General features: G+C 45.1%; 19 protein-coding genes and 1 pseudogene. 3 read left to right on the plus strand and 17 right to left on the minus strand.

Annotation, left to right across the window (positions count from 1 at the left end):
* Window positions 1–60: 60 nt before the first annotated feature.
* Complete coding sequence (locus AC2TF5_RS18150; protein ID WP_491298560.1) at window positions 61–558, minus strand: YqhR family membrane protein; 498 nt, start codon at window positions 556–558, stop codon at window positions 61–63.
* Window positions 559–726: 168 nt separating this feature from the next.
* On the opposite strand from AC2TF5_RS18150, the gene AC2TF5_RS18155 reads away from it, so the two are divergent.
* Both AC2TF5_RS18155 and AC2TF5_RS18160 read left to right on the plus strand, forming a co-directional pair.
* Window positions 727–1,719 (plus strand): DUF1385 domain-containing protein, encoded by a 993-nt coding sequence (locus AC2TF5_RS18155; protein ID WP_491298561.1) that lies wholly within the window; start codon window positions 727–729, stop codon window positions 1,717–1,719.
* A 7-nt stretch (window positions 1,720–1,726) separates the two neighbouring features.
* A complete protein-coding gene (locus tag AC2TF5_RS18160) occupies window positions 1,727–2,065 on the plus strand; it encodes a hypothetical protein (protein WP_491298562.1) in 339 nt (112 codons plus the stop codon).
* Between the two features lie 52 nt (window positions 2,066–2,117).
* Here AC2TF5_RS18160 and AC2TF5_RS18165 read toward each other — a convergent pair whose 3' ends face one another.
* The 3 genes from AC2TF5_RS18165 to mntR all read right to left on the minus strand — a co-directional run bounded on the left by AC2TF5_RS18165 (window position 2,118) and on the right by mntR (window position 5,204).
* The gene (locus AC2TF5_RS18165; protein WP_491298563.1) at window positions 2,118–3,041 is read right to left on the minus strand and encodes a patatin-like phospholipase family protein; all 924 of its coding nucleotides are present in this window, start codon (window positions 3,039–3,041) and stop codon (window positions 2,118–2,120) included.
* Window positions 3,042–3,119: 78 nt separating this feature from the next.
* On the minus strand, window positions 3,120–4,697 hold the full coding sequence (locus AC2TF5_RS18170) for a family 10 glycosylhydrolase (RefSeq protein WP_491298564.1): 1,578 nt from the start codon (window positions 4,695–4,697) through the stop codon (window positions 3,120–3,122).
* An 81-nt stretch (window positions 4,698–4,778) separates the two neighbouring features.
* A complete protein-coding gene (mntR, locus tag AC2TF5_RS18175; protein WP_491298566.1) occupies window positions 4,779–5,204 on the minus strand; it encodes a transcriptional regulator MntR in 426 nt (141 codons plus the stop codon).
* 102 nt (window positions 5,205–5,306) lie between these two features.
* On the opposite strand from mntR, the pseudogene AC2TF5_RS18180 reads away from it, so the two are divergent.
* Window positions 5,307–5,441, plus strand: a pseudogene (locus AC2TF5_RS18180) (spore photoproduct lyase family protein); the annotation flags it as partial.
* Here the strand turns inward: AC2TF5_RS18180 and AC2TF5_RS18185 are convergent.
* The 13 genes from AC2TF5_RS18185 to AC2TF5_RS18245 all read right to left on the minus strand — a co-directional run bounded on the left by AC2TF5_RS18185 (window position 5,430) and on the right by AC2TF5_RS18245 (window position 21,302).
* Window positions 5,430–6,143, minus strand: a complete 714-nt coding sequence (locus AC2TF5_RS18185; RefSeq protein ID WP_491298567.1) for a cytochrome c biogenesis CcdA family protein — start codon at window positions 6,141–6,143, stop codon at window positions 5,430–5,432. The pseudogene AC2TF5_RS18180 and the gene AC2TF5_RS18185 overlap by 12 nt on opposite strands.
* A gap of 13 nt (window positions 6,144–6,156) precedes the next feature.
* The gene (locus tag AC2TF5_RS18190; RefSeq protein WP_208914659.1) at window positions 6,157–6,963 is read right to left on the minus strand and encodes a metal ABC transporter permease; all 807 of its coding nucleotides are present in this window, start codon (window positions 6,961–6,963) and stop codon (window positions 6,157–6,159) included.
* A gap of 40 nt (window positions 6,964–7,003) precedes the next feature.
* The gene (locus tag AC2TF5_RS18195; protein ID WP_491298569.1) at window positions 7,004–7,753 is read right to left on the minus strand and encodes a metal ABC transporter ATP-binding protein; all 750 of its coding nucleotides are present in this window, start codon (window positions 7,751–7,753) and stop codon (window positions 7,004–7,006) included.
* 43 nt (window positions 7,754–7,796) lie between these two features.
* A complete protein-coding gene (locus tag AC2TF5_RS18200; protein ID WP_491298570.1) occupies window positions 7,797–8,753 on the minus strand; it encodes a metal ABC transporter substrate-binding protein in 957 nt (318 codons plus the stop codon).
* A gap of 195 nt (window positions 8,754–8,948) precedes the next feature.
* Window positions 8,949–10,925, minus strand: coding sequence for a methionine--tRNA ligase (gene metG / locus AC2TF5_RS18205; RefSeq protein WP_491298571.1), 1,977 nt, complete (start codon window positions 10,923–10,925; stop codon window positions 8,949–8,951).
* A 388-nt stretch (window positions 10,926–11,313) separates the two neighbouring features.
* A complete protein-coding gene (yidD, locus tag AC2TF5_RS18210) occupies window positions 11,314–11,577 on the minus strand; it encodes a membrane protein insertion efficiency factor YidD (protein ID WP_491298572.1) in 264 nt (87 codons plus the stop codon).
* Window positions 11,574–12,065, minus strand: a complete 492-nt coding sequence (locus AC2TF5_RS18215) for a Fur family transcriptional regulator (protein ID WP_491298573.1) — start codon at window positions 12,063–12,065, stop codon at window positions 11,574–11,576. Before AC2TF5_RS18215 ends, yidD begins: the two co-directional genes overlap by 4 nt.
* Before the next feature lie 257 nt (window positions 12,066–12,322).
* Window positions 12,323–15,103, minus strand: a complete 2,781-nt coding sequence (locus tag AC2TF5_RS18220) for a stalk domain-containing protein (RefSeq protein ID WP_491298575.1) — start codon at window positions 15,101–15,103, stop codon at window positions 12,323–12,325.
* A gap of 174 nt (window positions 15,104–15,277) precedes the next feature.
* Window positions 15,278–16,897, minus strand: a complete 1,620-nt coding sequence (gene nagZ / locus AC2TF5_RS18225; RefSeq protein ID WP_491298576.1) for a beta-N-acetylhexosaminidase — start codon at window positions 16,895–16,897, stop codon at window positions 15,278–15,280.
* A 51-nt stretch (window positions 16,898–16,948) separates the two neighbouring features.
* The gene (locus AC2TF5_RS18230; RefSeq protein ID WP_491298577.1) at window positions 16,949–17,737 is read right to left on the minus strand and encodes a response regulator transcription factor; all 789 of its coding nucleotides are present in this window, start codon (window positions 17,735–17,737) and stop codon (window positions 16,949–16,951) included.
* Complete coding sequence (locus AC2TF5_RS18235; protein ID WP_491298578.1) at window positions 17,730–19,565, minus strand: cache domain-containing sensor histidine kinase; 1,836 nt, start codon at window positions 19,563–19,565, stop codon at window positions 17,730–17,732. Before AC2TF5_RS18235 ends, AC2TF5_RS18230 begins: the two co-directional genes overlap by 8 nt.
* 25 nt (window positions 19,566–19,590) lie before the next feature.
* Complete coding sequence (locus tag AC2TF5_RS18240; RefSeq protein WP_491298579.1) at window positions 19,591–20,418, minus strand: carbohydrate ABC transporter permease; 828 nt, start codon at window positions 20,416–20,418, stop codon at window positions 19,591–19,593.
* Window positions 20,418–21,302: a carbohydrate ABC transporter permease gene (locus tag AC2TF5_RS18245; protein ID WP_491298581.1), complete on the minus strand. Its 885-nt coding sequence runs from the start codon at window positions 21,300–21,302 to the stop codon at window positions 20,418–20,420. Before AC2TF5_RS18245 ends, AC2TF5_RS18240 begins: the two co-directional genes overlap by 1 nt.
* Window positions 21,303–21,334 lie beyond the last annotated feature (32 nt).

Here is a 21,334-nt window from a genome sequence, read left to right on the forward strand (position 1 = left end):
CGTCAAATAGCCAAATGCTATTTTACCATAGGCGACATCTTCTTGAGAAGTTTTTTTGCTTCAATTCAGCACCTTTTGAGGTTCTCGCTGCTTTTCATCCGTATATTCTTGTGCTACGGTATATCCGATAAACAGTCCCCACAGCAGGAATAGGCATATTTCAGATATGTTTGTATCCCAGGTGAGACGTTTAATGGGTAAGGTCAGATGTAGAAATGGTTCGAGTACAATAAACAGCACAACCCACCATACAATCCCGTAGACAATCCCCGGCCAAGGCCCTTTGGCTCTCCGAAAAAGAAATACGTAAACCAGCGATGCAATAACTGAGAGAACAATAAATGACAGCCATCCAGCTACCTGGCCAGCTGTGCTTACTAAGAAAGAATGCTTGAAGAAAGGCTCCAGGATGAACCCCGGAAGTACAGAGCTAAAGTGAAAGGCATAGAAAATCCAGCGGATTGCTCCCCAGATAAAACCTGCATAGAAGCCAAGCTCTAATGCGAAGAAAAAACGATTGGTATGGATCCCTTTGGACCGATCATGTGTCTGATTCATCTTTACAAAAGCTCCCTTCAGCACTAACAGCTTCGCCTAAAATCTGAAACTTCTTTTTTACATAATTATTATGCTCCGTTCTTGTAAGCCTAATCCAACTAGAAATTACTTCAAAAATTCGATACAATAGTATTAAAGTTCTTAATATCAGACAGGAAGGTGAATTGGTTGTCCCAAAAGTCAGCTCCGGTTAGCTACGGTGGTCAAGCCGTCATCGAGGGTGTAATGTTCGGCGGCAAACATGTAAACGTCACGGCTGTTCGGAGAAAAAACAACGAGATCAAGTTTCTTGAGGTGCCTCGTGAAGACAAGACTTGGATTCGCAAGCTCCGCAAAGTTCCGCTTCTTCGCGGCATCATCAGTCTTATAGATTCGAGCATCAAGGGCTCCAAACATCTCAATTTCTCAGCCGATGCTTATGCCGACGACACTCTGGAACCAGAAGAACGTGCACAGCAAAAAGAAAAGGAAGAATCAGGCTGGAGTCTCAGCATGATTATCGGTGTCGCAGCCGTCAGCGTACTTTCCTTCATTGTCGGTAAACTCTTGTTTACGCTTGTTCCTGTATTTGTAGAAGATTTTTTGTTCGGTAACTCATTTGATCATTATATACTTCATAATCTGGTTGAAGGCGTCATCAAACTCATACTCCTTCTCGCCTACCTATGGGGTATATCGCTTACTCCTGTCATCAAGCGGTTGTTCCAGTATCATGGTGCAGAACATAAAGTGATTACTGCTTTTGAAGCTGGAGAAGAATTGACCGTTAAGAATGTTCAAAAGCACACCCGGCTTCATTACCGTTGTGGTAGCAGTTTTATGATGATGACTATCGTGCTGGGCGTTGTCGTTTATTCCGTAGTGCCTTGGGATACAATGACAGAGCGCATCATCCAGCGGATTGCTCTTCTGCCCCTTGTGCTGGGAGTATCCTTTGAATTTTTGAAACTCACAAATTCCCTCAGAGAAGTTCCAGTTCTTCGTTTCCTTGGATATCCCGGACTCTGGCTTCAACTGTTGACAACGAAAGAACCGACAGACGATCAAGTGGAAGTATCCATTGCCTCCTTTAACCGGATGCGTGAGCTGGATGCCCAATACGAAAAAGTCACAGTTCAGCAGCCGATGGCAGGAAGTGTTCTGGATCCCGCGAAAGGATGAGTAATCCATGAAAAGGCTGAGTATCCAATTCATTATTTTTTGGATCATGATTGCACTTGCTGCAATCGGAATTGTGTTACAGTTGTTTACACCCGGGGTTTTGATTCCTTTGATTGTAGTAGGAGTTGTGTTTATACTCTATAAGTTTCCACCATCGCGTTTCAGTAAGACTCAACGGCCCAAAATCAAACCTTCCAAGAAGACTGCTGCCAAAATGGCAGCCAGAAGTAACACCTCACGGAAGAGTAGCAGCCCTTCACCGAAACGGAAACAATATCCGTTTCAAGTCATTGACGGTCAGAAAGGAAAGAATGATCCGTCCGATGACACACCCAAATACCATTAGAACAGAAACCGTCCGGCAGCGTTAATTCCGCATAGCCGGACGGTTTTTTATATTATTGACCTGGTCTCCACGAGGCGAAAAATTCCTTCCCCGCCTTTAAACCTGATTCATACAACTTTATGCTTTCTGCTGTTGAAAGCTTGAAATGAGTTGTGCTAACACCAAGCGTTGGAATTTTTATGGTGCGATCTCGATTTTGCTGCTCGATATAACGTTCATCATGTGCAGAAAGCATCGTTTCAAACATAGCTGTCAGCATACTAAAAGGCCCGTCAATATGATGTGGTTCATTTCGGTTCTTACCAACCATTTGAAACCCGACAACCGGAAGAGGTTCCGGTCCTCCTTTAGACTGACGGTCAAACAGCCAAAGCGGAAAGTTACTCAGCAAGCCGCCATCAACCACATAAACGAATTGCTCGCTGAAAGACCTCCCTCGAGCAGGTGCTCCAATCAACCGTAAAATGACAGGATCAAAGAAATAAGGAATGCTGCAGCTCATGCGGACAGCCTTGGCTACCGGAAAGGTTGACGGGTTAATTCCGTAATGACGTAAATCATCCGGAAGCACCAGAAGTTTACCATTGGTAATATCCGAGGCTACAATGTACAGCTTCCCAGCAGGAATATCAGAAAACGTAAATATTCCTTTATCCAGCAATATTCGGCGAATCCAGTTTTCCAGCGCTTCACCCGAGTACAACCCTTTTTTGATGAGTACCCTAAGTGCAGGACCTATGATTCGGGTGTTAAAGAAAGGTGCTCGCTTCAGTAATGATTGAAAAGGTGTCGCTTCAATAATTTTCTTCATTTCATCTGCTGTGTACCCTGCCGCCAAAACTGCAGCAACAATAGAGCCTGAAGATGTTCCAGCAACTCTGCTAAAATGGAATCCAGCAAGTTCAGCTGCTTTTACAGCTCCCGCCAACGAGATTCCTTTAACTCCTCCGCCCTCAAATACGGCATTGATATGCATAAGCAAATCCCCCGCCTCACATGGTCTATTGACTATGTATGTGAGCGGGGGATTATTCATACCTATAGGACTTGCACGTTATGATTGATAATATGATTTCAATTGATCAAGAAGTCCGAGCGGATTGCTTATAAGGTTCTGTGCTCTAAAAAAGATACTTCCGTCTATTTCGCTGAATTGTTCGTTGTACTTAAGTTGGTTAATAATTTCAGAAGCAGTGTGCCAGCTCTTCTCCTGGTTCAGATCCCCCACTTTATATGCGGCATGTCCGATCAGCAGATCTACGTCTGTGCCCTTAACTTCGTTTACCCACCAATCTACCAGCTTATCGTAATCGGCGGCCGCAAAATTCATACTCCAGTAAATTTGTGGAGCAATGTAATCAATCCAGCCGTTACGGATCCAGGTGCGTGTATCTGCATACATGCTGTCATAGGCTGTCACTCCAGCCGACGTATCCGATCCTGTCGGGTCAGCTGATTTGTTTCGCCATACCCCAAATGGGCTGATACCGAACTCTACGGAAGGCTTGACACGGTTGATGCTATCTCCAAGGGTCTGTACAAATGTGTTAATGTTACCACGGCGCCAGTCTCCAATGTTTGTATAGGAACCGTCATTGTAAGTTTTGTATGTTGCTGCATCATTAATCGTTGTGTTGGAAGGATAGAAATAATCGTCCAAATGAATTCCATCAATTTCATACCCATTTACGACTTCCATAATCGTATCAATGATATGCTGGCGGGCTTCAGGTATGCCCGGGTTAATCATCAACTGGTTGTTCACTTTAATCATCCATTCGGGATGCGTCAGCGCGACGTGGTTTGGAGCCAGTCCAGCCGTTGATGTTTCTGAGTTAGCCCTAAAAGGATTAAACCAGGCGTGAAACTCCATTCCCCTGCGATGTGTTTCCTCTACCATAAATGCTAAAGGATCATACCCGGGATCAACTCCTTGCGTACCTGTCAACACTTTCGACCAAGGAACGATTTTAGACGGATACAACGCATCACCCGATGGTCGAACCTGAACAAACACCGCATTCATCCCCGTATCCTGAAGTGTGTCCAAAAGCGTCGTAAATTCGCTCTGCTGCTTCAGAATATTATTTTTGGTTGAAGGCCAGTCCAGGTTAAATACCGTTGATATCCAAACGCCTCGTACTTTTTCATTATCCGGCACAGGAATACCGGGATCGACCGGAGGCGTTACCTGTGTACTGGTTAATGATATTTGCTGAGCCGCTTGATTCCATTTCACCGTCAATCCTAAATTTTCGCTTATAAACCGGATCGGCACCATCACTCTACTGTTTTTGATCTGTACGGAAGCATCCAGCGAAACGGATGAACCGTTAACGAGAGCGGTACTTTGTCCCGAGGTCATAACAAGTTGTAATCCGTCTTTACTTACAGTTACCGTTTTAGATTGTTGATTCCAGTTAACCGTGGCACCTAATCCTTCGCTGATCACGCGGGTCGGAACCATGGTGACGTTCACCTTGGGCAATATGTATGGAGAAATATCGCTGTCTAACTTTTGTCCATCCAGAAAGATGCTGATGCCCGGACTCTTTGCCTGCGCAGCAGGAACGACCGACGGGAGACATAATAACGACAATAACAGCACCAACAACCATCTTCGAAATTTCATTCCATAAATCCTCCAGCAATGATAGATTTGCAGGTAAAGTAAAAAAAAAAAAGCATCTGTCACCAGTGGACAGATGCCCTGTTACGATTCGCTGACTAACTCGTTGTGAATGTCACGCAACTCCTGGAGACGATTCTCGTCACGTTTGAAAAATTCGACTAGCGTTTCAATACGAGTGATGGAATCCCAGCTTAAATGATGCTCGATCCCTTCAACATCCCTATAAATGTTCTCTTCCTGAACACCAATCATGCCGAGGAACTCTTCGAGCAGTCGATGGCGGGCCATTAACCGTTTCCCCGTCTTCTTGCCTTTGCTCGTTAGTACAAGACCACGATATTTTTCGTAAATTAAATATTCATCTTTATCAAGCTTCTGAATCATTTTCGTGACGGATGAGGGGTGAACCTCCAAGCCTTCGGCAATATCCGAAACGCGCGCATATCCCTTCTCGTCAATCAGCTTGTAGATGCGCTCCAAATAATCCTCCATGCTGGGTGTCGGCATCTTTTTCCCTCTTTTCTAAAAATTACGTGACTCTAATTTCCTTTTTACCTGCACATGTAATGATACATGTTTCAGAGAGCTCTTGGCAAGTCTTGGTCCAGTTTAACATTTGAGATGATCCAGTATCGGTTTACAAAGACAGCTAAAACTGTCATCGAGAAAAGATATCCCAATGAACAACAAACCGCCCTGCGCGAATTTATCACAGAGCGGATTATACTTCACTTAAAATCTTAACCATTCTGGTGTCAGCGACTGCAGCCAGATCGTAATTCTGAACATTTGGTTCGTAAACAGCAGAATACCCATCAAAATCATCAGCACACCGCCGACTTTCATTATGGTTCCCGAGTATTTAAGAATCCACTTGGTCGACCCTATAAAGAATGCAAGAATGAAGAATGGTACAGCAAAGCCTAGAGAATATGAGGTAATCAGTGGGAACCATGTGCTTGGATCCGTTGCAGCCATCGCAATAATAGCCATCAAAATCGGACCTACACAGGGCGACCACCCTGCTGCAAACCCGATTCCAAATAAAAATGTTCCTATGTATCCGGTCGGTTTGGATTTGAAATCAAACTTCCGGTCCTTCATCAGAAATCTCGGTTGAAAAATACCTAACAGCATTAGACCCATCAATATAATAAGAAGTGCTGAAAGCTGCCGGATCAGATCCTGATACTCTACAAATATTTCTCCGAATTTGCCGGCACCCCAGCCGAGCGTATAATAAACGAGAGAGAACCCAAGGATAAACGCCAGCGTATGAGTCATTGTACGCCTGCGGACTTCCTTACGGTTCTGCTCCGTTTTTAGCTCATTCACTGACATTCCCGTAATAATAGACAAATAGGACGGGTATAGAGGCAGACAGCACGGTGATATGAAAGAAGCAAAACCTGCCGCGAACGCGATCCAGATATTTATATCAACCATTACATTATCCCCCTTATGTAGCTAAACCTTTTTTACCGACTAGTGTAACGGTAAGCAAAGCAATTAGCAACAAAACAATGGTTGCCCCCGGTGCCAAATTGAACACCCCAGCTAATATAAGACCCATAATGACCGCAATCTCCGATATGATGACTGACAGCACAATAGAAGACCGAAAGCTCTTCGCAAGCAGAAGACTGATGGCAACCGGAATGGTCAGAAGTGCAGAAACGAGCAGAGCACCTACTATTTTGATTGCTGTACTTACAACTAACGCTGTAAGTACGGTGATTAGCATGTTCATCATTTTGACGGGCAGACCGCTCACGCTTGCAGCATCTTCCTCAAAGCTAAGCAGGAAAAACTCCTTAAACAACAGTCCGACAACAACGACCACAACTAACGTAACCCCACCGACCATGTAAAGATCCATCGTATCGAGTGTATAGATACTACCGAATAGATAACTCATAACATCTGTATTATAACCCATTCCTAATGTGAAAAAGAGTGATGCCAGCGCAATACCTCCGGACATTATAATCGCAATGGACAGCTCGGCATAGCTTTTGTATGCCTTTCGGAGCTTCTCGATGGCAAATGAAGCCACTACGGCAAACACAAGTCCGGCTGCTAGCGGATATACCTCGATCAGAAAACCAAGTGCTACCCCCGCTATTGTAACGTGAGACAGCGTATCTCCAATCATGGACAATCTCCGTAGCACCAGAAAGATACCGATAAGCGGTGCTGTTAAACCGATCAAAATGCCGCCCAGGAGTGCCCGCTGGAAAAAATCACTTTGTATAATATCAAGCAATGATAACGACTCCTTCGCGTGCTCTACATAGATTCATAAACTAAACGAGTGTGTGCTGCAAATCCTGCTCTACACAATCCTCGATCTCGTGTGAATGTCGAACGAAAAACTGTATTTTACCGTTTTGCTGGACCGGTGAAGCTCCCAAATAATCCTTAACCATATCCATATCGTGCGTGACCATTAAAAAAGTCATGTTGTGATGAGCATGCATATGTGTGATCAGTTCAAAAAAACTTGCCTGAGTTTCAGCATCAATGCCGATGGTGGGCTCATCCAAAATAAGCAGATCGGGACGGTTAATCAGGGCTCTTGCGAGAAATACACGCTGCTGCTGTCCCCCAGACAGTTGCCCTATGCGCTTATCCGCTATGTCTTGAATCCGCATAACCTCAAGCGCATCGTCGCACTTTTGCTGCTGCTGACGGCTTATCCGGCGAAACATATTTTTTCTGTTGTATAATCCCGACATGATGACTTCCCGCACGGTAGCCGGAAATAAAGGGTTAAACGCGTTCTTCTGAGGCACATATCCAATACGCTCCCAGTCACGGAATTTACGTATTGGTTGACCGAACAGCTCGATGCTGCCATGTGCGGCAGGCAGAAGGCCGACAATCATCCGCAGTAATGTTGTTTTACCGGCTCCGTTGGAGCCTACTATACCGACAAAGTCACGTTCCTTGACGGCAAAATCAAGGTCTTTGATAACCTGCTGTTCTCGGTAAGAGAATGATATATCTTTCAGTTGTATAATCGATTGGTGGCAATCCTGAGGTGCCGGTATCATACCTTGGCCGCCTTTCTAGTAAATTTCTTGAGTCTATCCTTATTCATTGTAAAGCCTTAGTAAGATTTTGCAAATTTTTCTCCATCAGCGTAAAGTAGTTATCTCCCTTTTGCTCCTGCTCTTTGGTTAAACCTTCAACGGGGTTAAGCACGAGCGTCTCTACACCAGTCTCGGAAGCCAAGGTTTTGGCCAGTTTATCAGAAACTAACTCTTCAAAGAAAATGTAACGAATACCTTTCTCTTTAACCGTCTTTGTCAGCTTAACCAGATCTTGTGCTCTGGGCTCAGCATCCGGCGACAGCCCCATGATGGCGTACTGCTCAAGGTTGTAATCTCTCGCCAAATAGCCAAACGCCTGATGGGAGACAACGATCTCTTGTTTAGGCAAACCGGACAGTTGAGACGAAAACGATTCATCCAGCTTCTCCAACTTTTGTCTCAGCGCAGCGTATCGCTGCTCATATCCATCAGCATGATCCGGGTCGATCTCTACAAGGCTGTTGCGGATATTCTCAGCCATAATCAATGCAGACTTCGGACTGACCCATGTATGTGGATCTACATGGTGATCATGCTGATCTTCAGCTCCTCCCTCATCTCCATGACCATGACCATCATCGCCTTCGGAAGAGATCAGCTTAACTCCCTTGCTAATCTCCACGGGCTTCACCTTCGTGTCTTTATCCAGCCCCTTCAGAAAGGCTGGAGCCCATCCTTCAAGACCTGCGCCATTGTACAGAAACAACTGTGCCTTTGAGGTGTTGATGATATCCTGACTCTTTGGAGTCCAGTCATGTGGCTCTACGCCAGCAGGAAGCAGATTGATGACATTAACTTCATCTCCACCAATCTCTTTCGTAAATTCATAAATCGGATAAATGGTTGTCATCACATTGATCTTGTCCTCAACGATTCCGCCCGATTTACTTCCGCAGCCTGAAAGAACCAGCAATAATGCCAGCATTAGTGCTCCGTAACCTGTTGTCCTTCTATGGTTCATCTCTTAATGCACTCCGTTCTATTATTAAATCGTAATAATTACTAATAAGATTATAAGAGCACATAAAAGGCTTGTCAACCAAATCGTAAAAATTACTATTAAGAGGAAAGAAGATGCTAGATTAAAAAAGAACAAAAACGGCATACCCTTTAACAGGGTATACCGTTATGAAAGTAAGCATTCATGCAGCTTTTTTTATTTTACGATGGCTCCGTTCGGCATGCTGTCTGGTACCGTTGCCAGCGTAAGCTCACTACCTTTCGAAGCAGCCAAAATCATTCCCTGAGAAAGCTCTCCTCTAAGCTTGACCGGCTTCAGGTTGGTTACGCAGATAACTTTGCGGCCGACAAGATCTTCCGGCTTATAAAACTTTGCAATGCCCGAGACGACCTGCCGCTGCTCATATCCAAGGTCAAGCTGGAGTTTAAGCAGCTTGTCTGCTTTTTTTACCGGCTCGGCAGAAAGGACCTGAGCTACTCGAAGTTCAACCTTGGCGAAATCCTCGATCCCAATCTCTTCTTTATGCTCAATCTCTTCATCCGGATCAGCGGAAACTTCAGCCTTCGCTGGCTCTTCCGAAGCCTTAGCTCCTCCAGTCATCGCCTCTACGATATAGGCAACCTCCTGCTCAACATCAAGACGCGGGAAGATCGGCTCCCCTTTCACAAGCTTCGTTCCAGCAGGAATACTTCCCAACTGACGTCCGCTCTCCCAAGTGGTTAACTCACCTTCCTGTATTCCAAGCTGCTGCCAAATTTTAAGCGGTGTGCGGGTAAGGAATGGCTGTAGCAGGATCGAAGCAACCCGGAGAGACTCAACCAGGTGGCTCATGACAGAAGCAAGCTCTTCGCGTTTGCTATCATCTTTAGCAAGTCCCCACGGCTGTGTTTCATCAATATACTTGTTGCTGCGGCTCACGAATTGACCAATCGCTGTCAGTGCTACCGAGAATTCCAGGTTTTCCAAGGACTCCTCCACCTTGTCATAAACGGCTTTCGCCGCTTCTTCGATGGCAGTGTCAAATACGGTTACACCTGCTTTGAAAGCAGGTACTTCACCGTCAAAGTATTTATCAACCATCGCTACAGTACGATTCAGCAGGTTGCCGAGATCGTTGGCCAGATCGGAATTGACGCGTTCCACGAAACTTTCCGGTGTAAAAGTGCCGTCCGCACCAAATGGAACTTCACGCAACAAGTAGTAGCGAAGCGCATCAAGCCCGTATTGGTCAATCATGGTGACCGGATCGACAACATTTCCTTTAGACTTCGACATTTTTCCGTCTTTCATGAGAAGCCAGCCGTGTGCGAACACCTTTTTCGGAAGCGGCACATCCAGAGCCATCAGGATAATCGGCCAGTAGATCGTATGGAACCGGACGATTTCTTTGCTCATCAAATGCACGTCAGCAGGCCAGTATTTGTCATACAACGAACTGTTCTCGGTTCCGTATCCAAGCGCGGTAATATAATTCAAAAGCGCATCGATCCATACATAAATCACATGTTTCGGGTCGCTCTTCACCTTAACTCCCCACTCATAAGTAGTACGTGATACGGCCAGATCCTCAAGGCCCGGCTTGATAAAGTTGTTGATCATTTCGTTCTTACGGGAGAGCGGCTGAATGAAATCCGGATTCTCATCATAGAACTGAAGAAGACGATCTACGTACTTGCTCATCCGGAAGAAATAGCTTTCTTCCTTTACCAGCTCGACCGGTCTGCCGCAATCCGGGCAGTTGCCGTTCACCAGCTGGCGCTCCAGGAAGAAAGATTCACAAGGTGTACAGTACCATCCCTCATAATCGCCTTTATAAATATCACCCTGCTCCAGTAGACGTTCGAACACATCCTGAACAACCTGCGTATGGCGCTTTTCCGTTGTGCGGATAAAATCCTCGTTCGAGATGTCGAGCTTCTTCCATAAATCCTTAATTCCCGCAACAATGTCATCAACGAATTGCTGAGGTGTCTTTCCGGCTTCAGCTGCTTTGCGCTCGATCTTCTGGCCGTGCTCATCTGTACCGGTCAGATATCGGACATCATATCCGCGTAGCCGTTTATAGCGAGCCAAAGCATCGCCAGCTACGGTCGTGTAAGCGTGACCGATATGGAGCTTGTCACTCGGATAATAGATTGGGGTCGTAATGTAAAACGTCTTCTTTTCAGTCATGATTCATACCATCCTTTTCACTGATTAGTCATCGATTTGGAACGTGAAAATACAACAAAAAACCCCCGCCCCTATGGGACGAGAGTTGTTCTCACGTGTTACCACCCAATTTCCCTGTACCCTTACGGGTTCCAGGCTCACCGGTCATCTCTTCAGAAAGAAGGACCGTCCATTAACGCTGGATCACGCCGCTCCTTTACGCCAGAGAATACTGGATCGCTCAAAAGCGGTTCCTCCAAGACCATATTCCGAAATACGCCCAGACCGGTTTGCAGCTACCCCGGCTCTCTGTACAAGGCTTGCCTTTCGTACTTATCTCTTCCTCGGAAATACTTTGTATAACTTCAATATAATCAACGAACCTGTAGAGTGTCAAGGCTACCTGTAATCAATCTTGAACTTCCGTATCCTTCTGAGAACCTTTTCGAGGGGGAACCAGATCAATTCCGCCCAGATTAAAAGGATGACACCGGGCAATCCGCTTTGCAGCCAGCCATGATCCCGTCAGTGCTCCATGTACTTCGATGGCTTCCAGAGCGTAGGCAGAGCAAGTAGGATAGAATCGGCATGTAGCCGGTTTCAAAGGCGAAATACATTTGCGATATATATGAATTGGCACCTGAACTACGCGTCTGGCCGTCAACTTACTCATAATGCGGATTCCGGCTCCCCGCTGCCGCATGATGCATGGCTTTGTGCCAGGGGATGCTTTTTCGTGATCGAATTGTCATTGACACAGTCTTTACAGTATCCGAATACTTCGAATTTATGCTGCACCACCTGAAAATCCTTCGGTCCATCTGTCACCTGCATAGGGCAGAATTTGATCGGGTAGGTCTTCTGACACTGCAGGCAAATCACGTGATGATGATGGTGATCCTCACTGCAGCGTGCTCTAAACTTGATTCCTTCTTCAAATACAACCTGTTCCAGCACACCGAGCTCATACAACACTCTTAGATTGCGATACACCGTATCAAAGCTGAGGCCGCTGTATTTTTTGCCCATATATTCATACACATCCTTGGCAGTTAAATACCCGGGATGCTCTCCAAACAATTTGGCAAGCGTTTTGCGCTGATCGGTGATGCGCAGCCCGTTCTCGGACATACCGTCTATGATCTGTTCCGTCGTCAGCATACGCAGTTAGCCTCCTGTATAACTTAAATGTGTCATAAACTATCTTCTTCTAATAATGCATGAAAAGATCCGCCTCGTCAAACGAATCAGGCACAGCATCGTACCCAAAACCGATCACATGGAGCCGATATCATTTCTTCTCATAAAACACAGCAATAAAAAAACGTCTATCACTTTCTTATCTCTAAATAAATAGCCCCCGTTGCCTCCACTTATGCGGAAACCCGGGGGACACTATTCATTAACGCAGGATCTACTTAATTTGATTTGGGTTCCGGCAATGGCGTGAACAAAAGACTAACCGGCAAGCTGCTGCCTGGGGCAGCTGTAAACAAGATCTCTACCGACTGCTCATATTGGCCTGTACGGAATAAAACACTAGCTTCGTTAGGAGCGGATGCAGCGCCAGAACTTGGCGCACCTATAATTTTGCCATTGACCATAATCACGCCCATATACTTTCCTCCGCGCGGATTTAATGAGATCAAAGTATTCGGCGCTACACGGTTCATTTTGATGCGGTAAAGGACACCGAAATTACCTGCGTTGGTCGTTTCATATCCAGTAATGCCATCGTATCCGGTCAGATTCGGATCGTTCACTTTATCTGCGATCGATATACGTGCAGGTGTTTTGCCAACCAACTCGTTTGATTCAATCAAACGAGTTGCATCTGGATACGTACCACGGTTATGGATTCCATCACTCGGATGCAACTGCAAGAAAGGCAGTTTTTGAATCGGATCTTTGTTTTCTTCGATCATGACAATATTATATCGAATTGGTGAATCACTATAAAGATCAGCGAACATAGATACAACCTGCTCATTTTTTATCGATTGAGCACTTAACTCTTTCAATATCACTTTACTTTCACCCGGCTGGAGTGTAATCTTCTGATAATCTTTACCGCTCTGCATTGATTCGAAATATCTCTGAACGGACGCTTTACCGGTAGCCGTCGGAATGTTAATCGGACCCCCGAAACCGACGTGCTCAGTTGTCAGTGATGCTACTGTGTCATTGAAGTTCGTGGCAACGACATACATCTTTACTCTTTTACCGGTTGCATTCAGATGATGAATCATAAATCTTGTGGCCCCGACACCAGTCTCTCGGTATACAATACCTTCAGTATAAACCGTTTCCGGGCTGTTGCTGCGGATAAGCAATCTCGACTCAGAAGTTCTTGTATACGGAACTAGATCCATGGAAGGTACATTTGAGCCGTCAAAAGTATATTTCTCACCAATCTCGGTGTACAATTGATTGAATTCATCCCAGGTGTACAAGGTTTCATCAGTAATGATGATCGTTTTCTCATAATAGCCCGTCGCACCATGCTTGTCTGTTACTGTTAATCCGATTTTTTTGGGTCCCGGTGTAAAAAATGCTGAAAGATTATTGTCCCAGTCCCACTTCACAATCGCATTTTCATCGTCTGTACTTTGATCAATATAGGTGATTTTTTCACCCATTTTATATTCTTCCTTATTCGTAGTAAACATCGCTACCGGCGGTTGGTTTGGGGCCAACACCTGAATGGTCACTGAATATGGATTACTCCATTCTCCACTTGAATCCTGTACGTAATAAGTTATAGTTTTCTTACCTGGTTCAGCGAATATGTCCTCTCGGCCTTCCCACTTCTCGTTAATGATTTGAAGTCCGTTAGGGGAGTAAGCATTCGTCTTGTATTTAACCTTTGTCTTTCCGGCAAAGATCTCATCGTTCTCTACAGTAAATGAAGCGACCGGCTTGGTGCCCAAGTTAAGTATGATACGTTTGTTTGTGTTATCCACTCTGTAAGGAATATCAAGAGCTTGTGTAAGGGAAGTCAGCGGAACCATAAACACGTTCTTGGTCTGATACGCTGGACCTTTCATCGCGGTTTTAACACCGTTCACCGTATAATAATTGCTGTCTGTCTTAAACCGCAGTTCATCAGATCCGCGAATGATTACCGTTTCTTTAGTTTTGCTGTCATAAGTCAGCTTCAGTCCGATACGGTCTACCAGGGAACGAATGGCCACATAGGATACACCGTTCTTCACAGCCATCGGCTGTCCCGCAATATACAGCTTCCCATTATGATACATCTTGTCACTGTTCATCATCAAAATAAGGCCTGGCTCATTAGTGATTGGCGGCTTAGGATCTACAGTTCCGCCTCCATTATCATTACCGTTAATGCCGGACAAATCCAATATGACTTTCTTCTCAGGCTGGTTTACTTTATAAGGAATACCCAGAGCCTGTGTAATGGATGTGAGGGGAACCATAAACGTATTATTAACCTGATAAGAAGGGCCCTTCATCGTCCGGGACTCACCGTTAACTTTATAAGTGCTGCTGTTCGTTTTAAAACGCAGTTCATTTCCGTCTTTTATAATGATGGTTTCTTTGGTGGTATTATTATATGAAAGCTTCAGACCTACACGTTCAACCATTGCACGGATGGAAATGTACGATACACCATTTTTCACAGCCATCGGCTGGGCTGCCTTATAAAGCTTGCCATTGTGGTACATATTGGCACTGTTCATGAGCAATACAAGCTCATTAGTGGAAGATTTTACAGAGCCTGATTTAGGATCGTCCGTATTCGTGGACTGATCGTCCTGTGGATCCACTTGATCTTCTTCATTCTTCTCTGTCTCTTCAGTTACTGGTTCGTCATCCGGTATGGACTGATCAGATTGTGTATCGTCAATCTTCCCGCCTTCATCACCATTTGACTGACCAGAATCCGGATTGTTAAGATCGGTATCGGTGCTCTCCTCAGGTGACGATTCTTCTAAGGGTTCTGAGTCACCTGGCGTCAACGATGGGCTCGTTACAGGTTCTGAGGAATTAGCTCTTTGCTGTAACAATTCTTGAGATTGCTGCTGTTCTACATTCCCGCTGTTCGCAGCCTCGGATTGAACCATAACTTGACCGGGCACGATGACAGCAGAAGACTGAGCACTCACAGGTACAACCGTTGACAATTGTGCCACTGCGAGTACAGTGATGATAGACATTCTCTTAAAGTTCATGCTCTGCTCCTTACTCCTATGTTATTCTGAATCTCTCTTTCTAAACAGACATACTATTAGACGTCAAGTATCGACAAAAGTTGCTATTTTTCTGGAGAAAAAGAAGAGGCCGGTATTTCTCCTGCCTGAGCAGGACTCCCGACCTCTGAAAACGTATGAAAATAAAAGAATATATTATGCCTTCGAACCTGATATATACTTATCACTAAGACTGACTGGAAGACGGCCTTCCGGCTTCACTTCCCCATATAAAACCCCGGCTAAAGCATCCATATAATATGGCGTATTTTCATAACAGCACAAGTAAGTTGGTATATTAGGGAGGTCATTCAAATCATAAGGGTTACGGGTTGAAGCCACAATCAGTTTAACCCCATCCAGCTGCAGCAGCTTCTCCACCAGTTTCCGCTGCCCTTCGGGAAGCCTACTCTCCGATGTGTAGGTCGCGACGACTACCTGCTTAAAGCGTCCTGCCTTCTGAACTGCTGCGTCAACTTCTTCATCCGACAAATCCGTCCCGATACGAATTTCCTCAACCCGTCCGCTACGGCCGTTAAGTGCGTCACCTAGTGTGAAGGAACGGCTCCAAGCTTCATCCACCTGGGTGGCACGAAGCAGCTCCGGCCAGTATACCAGCACGGACTCATCTTGATTTAATGGCAGCTGATCATGATCACGAACCAGCGTAATCCCCTTACCTGCGATTTCGGACAACAGCCCTTTAGCTTCTTGGCTTATTGAGGCAAAATCTACGGCTGGCAGGTTGCTCACCGTATGAGTGTTTCTCGCCTTAAGGGTCAATATACGTTCAACAGACGCATCAATCCGTTCCTCTGAAATCCGTCCGCTGCGTACCGCATCCACTACAGCCCGGATAGCGGCTTCCTGATCCTTCAGCGTGTGACTGACCAATACGCAATCCGCTCCAGCCTCTATAGAGCGAACAGCCCCCTCTGGTATGCCAAATTCTTTTGCAATCGCATGCATTTCCAGACAGTCCGTGATGATCAGACCTTGAAAACGCATCTCCTCCCGAAGCAAACCAGTAAGCACCGCATGAGACAGAGTTGCCGGGATACCGTCCGGTTCAATAGCCGGGAAGCTGACATGTGCAGTCATTATAGCGTCAACCTCTTCTTCAATCGCCTTCTTGAACGGATACAGCTCCACTTGATCCAGCCGTGCACGCTCGTGAGGAACGGAGGCCAACCCCAAGTGGGAATCTACACTCGTATCTCCATGACCTGGAAAGTGCTTTGCTGTTGCCGATACTCCTTCTTCCTGATAGCCCTTAATAGCAGCCACACCGTGCACAGCTACGGCCTGAGGATCTTCTCCAAAGGAGCGGACTCCGATGACAGGGTTCAATGAATTGTTGTTCACATCAAGACACGGGGCAAAGTTCATGTTGATCCCCAATGTACGAAGCTCCTTGGCGCCTATTTTTCCAACCTGGTAGGTATATTCCTGACTTCCGGTCGCTCCCAGTGCCATATTTCCAGGAATACGGCTAATACCTTCATGATCTATCCTCGCCACCATACCGCCTTCCTGATCAATCGCCACGATAAGTGGAGGCTCACCACTGGATGCTGCCAAATCCTGAAGTGATGAGGAGAGCTCCGAAAGCTGGGATAGCTTTTGTACGTTTCTTCGGAAGTACACGATGCCGCCTACATGATAATCTTGAATCAGCTTTTTAGCGTGGTCATTAGGTGTGAGTGCATCAAAACCACAGATAAACATCTGTCCAATTTTTTGTTCCAAGGTTAAACCCGATACCTTCCAATCCATATCATACAAACCTACCTTCTAAATTATTTAGCAGATCTTGCTATACACATCTTACAACACCGAGGAACCGCCGCATACCTCCCGGAACTCTGAAGGTGTCATCCCCGTCGCCTTTTGGAACACTTTAGTAAAATAACGACGCTCATGATAGCCAACAAATGCTCCGATCTGAGCGATATTTTTGTCACTGTTGGTGAGAAGGAACTTGGCTGCTTCCATGCGCTGTTTGGTGAGGTACTCGACAAAGGTAATACCCACATGGTTTTTGAACAACAGACAAAAATAACTGGAGCTGATTCCAAGGTGCTCCGATAATTCCTCAATGCCCAAGTCCGCACCCAAATGGGTGTTGATATAATCCAACGCAGATGTCATCAGCTGTTCCGGAGCCTTTTTTACCGAATCGGGATTCGGTTCGCTGTCGATAAGAGAAACTGTACTAAAATATTTCTCTTTTACTCTCTTTTTGCGGATTTCTTCACCGATCTCCCGGATCCGATCCTCTAGCTCAAAGTAATGTATCGGCTTGCTGATGTAATCCTTCACACGGAGTTTAATCGCCTCCCGGGCATACTCAAACTCCTGATAGCCAGTCAACAAAAATATTTCAGCGTCGCTTCCCTTTTCTCTTAGTTTCGTAATAAACGTTAGTCCATCCATTACCGGCATACGGATATCACATAAAACCAGATCCGGATCATGCTCTTCAGCGAGCGCTAGAGCCTCCATGCCGCTTCGGGCCAATCCGATCACTTCCATGCCTATGTCCTTCCAGGGTATGACCTTGTTGAGATTGTTTAGAATAGGTGCTTCATCATCCACCAGCAGAACCTTAAGCATGCTGTCCTTCCCCCCCGCCGTAATTGGGTATGACACAATGTATAACCGTACCTCCAGGCTGGCTTGAGCATATAAACAATCCGTAGACGTCTCCATACTGGATTCGAATTCGATCGGCAACACTCCTCAACCCAAGTCCACGCCGTTCCTGATTCAGTTTCAAAACTCCCTCTCCTGATTGTGGTGACTCTTTCTCTTCCGGTACCATATATTCAAACAATGAGAGCTGTCTGGAGGTCATACCAAGCCCGTTATCCTCTACATGTACAATCAGGTTGCCGCGCTCACTCCATGCCTTGATAACGAGCATGCCTCTATAATCAATACCTTCAAAACCGTGCTGAATGCTGTTCTCTACCAGCGGCTGAAGCGTCAGCTTCATGATGCGACATGACAACAATTCTTTTGGAATATCAATTTCGTAGTCGAACACGTCTTCGAAACGGAACTTCTGAATCTCCAAGTAGCTTTTCAGATGCTTGATCTCTTCTTCAAGTGTAATTTCTTCCCTGTCCTGAATGCTGATTCGTAAAATACTGGCCAGACGGCACACCATCTCACTGACTTTGCGGCCCTCATTCTGGACAGCAAGGACATTAATGGACTCCAATGTATTAAACAGGAAGTGCGGCTTAATCTGAGCCTGCAGCACCCGCATATGCGCCTCCGTCTTCAAGCGCTGTTCATCGCGAATCTGATCGAACAACCGGTTGATTCGATCCATAAGATCATTAAAGCCCCTGGATAAGAGAAGCAGCTCGTCTTCCCCCTTCTCTTCTACTCTGGCGCTTAAATCTCCATCTTCCACACGCCGCATAAAGCGAACAATAATCGCAATTGTGCCGGTAATGCGATTCATGAAAAATTTATTGAACGCAACTGCGGTAACAAGGCAGAGACCGAGAATGACGATAAACCACTTGGCGAATGAGGTAACCTCCTGAGAAAGGGAATCCCAATTCGTTACAGAAACCAGGCTCCAAGAATAACCTTCCAGCTTATGAATCGAAATGACGCTCTCTTCGCCGTCAAACTTTGATTTAAAGCTCTGATACTCTGAACCGTAATCGATCTCCCTATCCATGAAAGCGTTCATATTTTGCCCGTCACTGTGTTCCTTCGGATCAAACAGAATCAGCCCTTCATCATTGACAAGTAAAAATGACGTATCCTGAATATTGTTTGGCAGCGTTAAATTTCGAAATATCCGTTCAAATTCAAATCGCTTAATCTGAACAACGAGAATTCCCTCTTTACGGAACGTCTCCATGTTTTTCACAAGACGGATTTGCGTAAATACAGGTTCTGTTCCGGTAAACTCCGGGTATTCATGCGGTGCGATCCACTTGGGGACGCCGTTCAGTTTAACCACTTCTTCATAGAGGTGGCCTTTTTTGAATTCACTGAACGGCATCGCACCAAAATCCTCCCTGGTGAAAATCGGAACATGGCTCGATCTTTTGTTCATATTGTATAAAAATGCATAACTGATCGCCGGATGATTATATAACACGTTACGGAAATTCCGCTGACTCGCATTCAGATTCAACTGCTCTGAATTGGTAATAAAGTCCTGAGAAGCGGGATCGTCGGCTTTTAATGCTGTTGTAAATACCGAAGATACGATCCCCGTGTCGGTTACGTTTTCCATCTCGTCAAATACATTCATTATGCTGTAACTGATTGCCTTTAAGGAATACTCTGCCTGTTGACTGTATTTTTTCTCGATAGAATTATAGGTTACGAAGAAAGTGAACAAACCCAGTACAAGCAATGGAATGATTATTAGTCCCAAAAAAGCCGTGAATAACTTGTTCCTCAGGTTCATACACAAGCTCCTATTTCATCATAAGTTATCCCTTAACGCTGCCAGCGGTAACGCCTTCAATAATTTTCTCTTGAAGGATGGCATAAATGATCAGGACTGGCGCAACACTGAACACAATTCCAGCAGACATCTGCGCGTAGTTCGTGTTATAAGCATCCCGGAATCCGACCATACCGACAGGCAATGTTCTCAGTTCATCGTTGGATATAAAGTAGTTGGCTAATAGGAACTCGTTCCAATTGCCGAGGAAGTTAATAATGAACACCGTAACGATGGCCGGAACAGTTAGAGGTAATATAATTTTAGCAAACAAACCCCCTGACCTCAATCCATCAATCACAGCAGCTTCTTCAATTTCTCCCGGAATGGAACGCATGAATGCCGCGAGAATAATGACAGAGAATGGTATGGCATTGGCGACATAAGGCAGAATGAGTGCCATATGGGTGTTCAGAATATCCAATTTTTTCATTATGCCATAAATCGGCAGCAGCAGTGAATTATTTGGAATGAGCATACCAATCAGAATGAGCTGAAAAATAACAGCGCTGATGCGGTTATATCTCATTCGCGTGACCGCAAAGGCCAGCATTGCAGCAAACAGAATCGATAAACAAGCGGACAGTATTCCAATATACAAGCTGTTTAAGAAATAGGTGCTTATTTTGGCGTTCACCCATGCATTCACATAGTTGTCTAGCATAAATGTTTCTGGTAATCCGAACGGATTTGAAGCGATCGCCTGATTATCTGTCTTAACTGAAGAAAAAAGAACGAACAGAAAAGGATATAATATGACGAGCATGTAAGCCATTAGAAAAATGTGCGGGATCAATTTTTTGACTGGTCTCATCAGTATTCAATCCTTTCATTTCGTCTTGCAATCAGAAGTTGGTAAGCGACGGTTACGATAATAGTAAATATAAAGATCAATACGGCAATGGTATTACCGAAGCCATGCTGGAAGCTCGTAATCGCATAACGGATCATATAAGTTGCCATGACATCTGTAGAACCCGCAGGACCGCCTTTGGTCATGACGAGTACGATATCCGCCGCTTTCATAGCCCCTGCGATCGACAGCATGATGACAACGGAAATAATCGGCATGATGAGCGGAAGCGTAATTTTACGGGCCCGCTGAAATCCGGTTGCACCATCGATCGCAGCAGCCTCATCCAATTCTTTAGGTATGGAAATAATCGCGGCAAGCACCATAACGATATAAAATCCGGTCCACTGCCAAGCGTTAGTTATCAAAATCGAGATCATAGCCCATTTCTTCTCGGACAGCCAGTAGATCGGTTCTACACCAAACAATCCCAAAATTTCATTCATTAAACCGAAATCCGGATTGTAAATGAACCCCCACAGAATACCGATTACGGCGGTGGACATGATAGATGGAGCAAAAACTGCTGTTTTGTATAGCCCCTTCAGCTTTTTAACATTGGCGATAAGCAGTGAAAAGAAAATAATAACTGGAACTTGGATAAAGCATGAAAACAAAATAAAATACAGATTGTTTCTAACCGATTTCCAAAATGCATCGTCTTCAAAAGCTTTGGTATAATTATCAAAACCGATATACTTAACGTCCTTGGATATCCCATTCCAGCTCGTAAAACTGTTATCAATCGCTGTGTAGATAGGGTAAATAAAAAAGGCTAAGAACAGTATGAATGCCGGCAGAACAAACAGGATGTAAATCAGAGGGTTTCTCAGCGCTTTGTTCATAGTAACCTCCGTAGTCTGTGTCTAATGTTTAG

Source organism: Paenibacillus sp. JNUCC 34, from assembly GCF_058269055.1.